We start from the raw sequence: 3,059 nt of genomic DNA, 5'->3' as shown, positions 1-3,059 counted from the left end.
GTGCGCGGTTACGACGTCGGCGTGCTGGCCGGTTCACAAGGTAACCTCATCACCGCCGAATTCCGCCACGACTTCAACTTGCCGAAGCTGCCGGGTCACTGGCAGGTGGCGTTGTTTGCCGATACCGGGCGTGCGCAGATCTACAAGAATCCCTTCATCGACGGCGTCAACAGCGGTCGCGTCAGCAGCGCTGGCTTGGGGCTGCATTGGGCGGCTACCGACAACTGGACTGTCAACGCCAGCGTAGCCAAGCCGATCGGCAGCACGCCGGTCGTGCTCGGTAATGTCAACACCAAGACGCGCTTCTGGGTGCAGGTGGAGAAGGCGTTTTATTAACTGCGACTTTGCGGTGCGCAGTTACGACCGGCAGCGAAAGCTGCCGGTTTTTTTTTCGTATACACGCGCTAGAAATTCCAGCGAGCTCGCAGGATCTCTGCCGTCGATTCATTGGCAATCGCACTAAAAGCGATCGCAGAAAGCAATAAATCATTGATAGTGAAACCTTTTTTGTGATGTCGACGAAATCTCCTTCGACGACGCCAACACGGGACCACTCGTCCCGTCCTGGCATCGCTACCCCTACCCCAAGCCAGGAGACCTTTCCCATGAACAAGCTCGCCCCTTCCCTGCCGACCCGCCGTTTCGCACTGCTCGGCGTCGCCCTGTCCGCCGCGATAGCCGCCGCAGCCGGTCACGCCGCGCCAGCTCCGATCAAGAACATCGCCTTGGTGCATGGCGCGTTCGTCGATGGATCCGGCTGGCGTCCCGTGTACGACATCCTGGTGCGCGATGGCTATAACGTGAAACTGGTGCAGGAACCGCTGACATCGATCGAAGACGATGTACAGGCCGCCAAGCGCACGATCGATACGTTCGACGGTCCGGTCGTGCTGGTCGGCCATAGTTATGGCGGCACCATCGTTACCGAAGCGGGTATCGATCCCAAGGTAAAGGCGCTGGTATACATCGCCGCGCATGCACCGGATGTAGGTGAGACCGAAGCGGGGAACGGCAAGCGATTCCCGGCGCTGGCGCAGAAGCCGGTGAAAACGGCGGACGATTTCCTGTATCTGGACCCGGCGCGTTTCTATCGGGATTTCGCAGCCGACCTGCCCGCTGCGCAGGCGGAGTTCGAAGCGCAGTCGCAGATGCCCACCGCAGCGAAGGTCTTCACTACACCCGTACAGAATGTTGCCTGGAAGACGAAGCCGAGCTGGTACATGGTTGCGCAATCCGACCGCATCATCAGTCCGGACCTGGAACGCATGTATGCCAAGCGAGCCGGCAGCCACACCGTGGAAGCCAAGGGTGCAAGCCACTCGGTGTATGAGTCGCAGCCGCAAGCGGTAGCGCGATTGATCGAAGCCGCCGCTAACGGCGCCGATACAACCACGGCAAGCAACGGTGGCGCCTCGTCGAATCCGCCAGATGCTTGGGCCATGGATACGAGTGTCTATGAGCAATGAGCGCTGCGAGCAGCGGTATCTCGAACTCGCTTTGCCGGTGAAAGCCTCCAGGCCCCGGTCTGCGCCGGGGCGACGGCAAGGGATTTGGCGTGCTTCTCATATTCGTCTCCCTGTATGCGGCTTAGAATGCGGATATGAGCACGCCCCTCTTCCGACTTGCGCTTCTCGCCGTTTTGCTGGTCCTCGCCGGATGCGCACAGCAACCCGCGCGCAATCCGCTGGCACGCTGGGTGCCTTCGCCCAATCACGACATACGTCGACCGGTGCTGATTGTCTTGCACGCCACCGAGCAGCGTTCGGCGCAGGCCAGCCTGGACACTTTGCGCACGCGTAACAGCGGCGGGCCTGTAAGCGCACATTACCTGGTAGGCAACGATGGCACGATTTACCAATTGGTAGCTGACGAGGAACGAGCCTGGCATGCCGGCGCCGGGCACTGGGGCACCATCACTGACGTGAATTCCGCATCGATCGGTATCGAGTTGGATAACGACGCACAATCGCCCTACCCCGATGCGCAGATCGCCAGCTTGCTACGGCTACTGGACGATCTCACGGCACGCTGGCGTATTCCGCGCACACAGATCATCGGTCACGAGGATCTCGCTCCGGATCGCAAGAACGATCCCGGCCTGCAATTTCCGTGGCAGCGTCTTGCCAATGCCGGCTTCGGACTGTGGCCGGCGTTACCGCTGATCGATCCGCCACCTGGCTTCGATCCGTGGCTGGCATTGGCCACGGTCGGCTACCCCTTGGGCAATCGCGACGCTGCTGTACGAGCTTTTCACCGTCATTTTCGCGGTATCGACGGAACGACGCTGGATCCGCAGGATCTGCGCGTACTCTATGCGTTGACGCGCCAGCTCGGCGCCATGCAGTGAACGATGACGTGCCGTATCCGCGCTTTGCGTCGCGCGGACGTGCCTATGTCTATGTCTTGCCCTGCAAGGGCGAAGACCTCCTTAAAGTTGGGTTTTCGCGCGATCCATTTACACGATTCCGCACACTGCATCGGCAGTTCTACGATTTCTTCGATCTCGACCGTGGCTTGCTTATCGAAGTGGAGCGCGTGAGCGCTGCTCGCCGCATCGAGAGGTGCTTCATCGAAACATGGCCGGAACATCGTGCACCGGCACCTCTCGTTGTCCGCGAGGCAGCGGCGGGCTATACGGAGTGGTATCGCGGCATCGATCCCCAAGTGCGCGCATTAGCCCATGCTCTTGCCGACGCAGGCGGTCATCGCCTCTACGAACCGCTGCGACCGTGGCTTCGCGCACTGCTGACCGAACGCGCGGACTGGCTCTACGCTGGAACGGCGCATCTGCTCGATGCCGTGGAATACGAACGGTTTCATGGCGACCCCCGCCAGCCGGTGCAACGCGCCCTGCTCGATCTGCTGGATATGTGCTGGGCGCTGGAACTACCGTTGGGCGATTTGCTGCCTCCCGCTTTGCTTGCCTGGTACACGCACGGGCCGCGCGATTCGGCGGTCAGCTGATGCGAAATATCGAAACGTCCTCGCAGACGGGACAACGATAAGTTTGAAGTTCGGTATCGTCCGCCTCCTCGGTGCGCTCGCGGTTGGCCGGTGCG

The 3,059-nt window shown here is 61.0% G+C and carries 3 protein-coding genes and 1 pseudogene; all 4 read left to right on the top strand.

Annotation, left to right across the window (positions count from 1 at the left end; all coding sequences use genetic code 11):
* Window positions 1–336, top strand: a pseudogene (locus tag VIM98_RS15925) (ShlB/FhaC/HecB family hemolysin secretion/activation protein); the annotation flags it as partial.
* 269 nt (window positions 337–605) lie between these two features.
* A complete protein-coding gene (locus tag VIM98_RS15920) occupies window positions 606–1,466 on the top strand; it encodes an alpha/beta hydrolase (RefSeq protein WP_331994092.1) in 861 nt (286 codons plus the stop codon).
* A 134-nt stretch (window positions 1,467–1,600) separates the two neighbouring features.
* On the top strand, window positions 1,601–2,347 hold the full coding sequence (locus tag VIM98_RS15915; RefSeq protein ID WP_331994091.1) for an N-acetylmuramoyl-L-alanine amidase: 747 nt from the start codon (window positions 1,601–1,603) through the stop codon (window positions 2,345–2,347).
* A complete protein-coding gene (locus VIM98_RS15910) occupies window positions 2,344–2,964 on the top strand; it encodes a GIY-YIG nuclease family protein (protein ID WP_331994090.1) in 621 nt (206 codons plus the stop codon). Before VIM98_RS15915 ends, VIM98_RS15910 begins: the two co-directional genes overlap by 4 nt.
* Window positions 2,965–3,059 lie beyond the last annotated feature (95 nt).

Origin of the sequence: Dyella sp., from assembly GCF_036568765.1 — a bacterium.
GTDB lineage: Bacteria > Pseudomonadota > Gammaproteobacteria > Xanthomonadales > Rhodanobacteraceae > GSA-30.
Note: the sequence above shows the minus strand (reverse complement) of the source record. Positions and strands in the feature narration are given on the sequence as shown.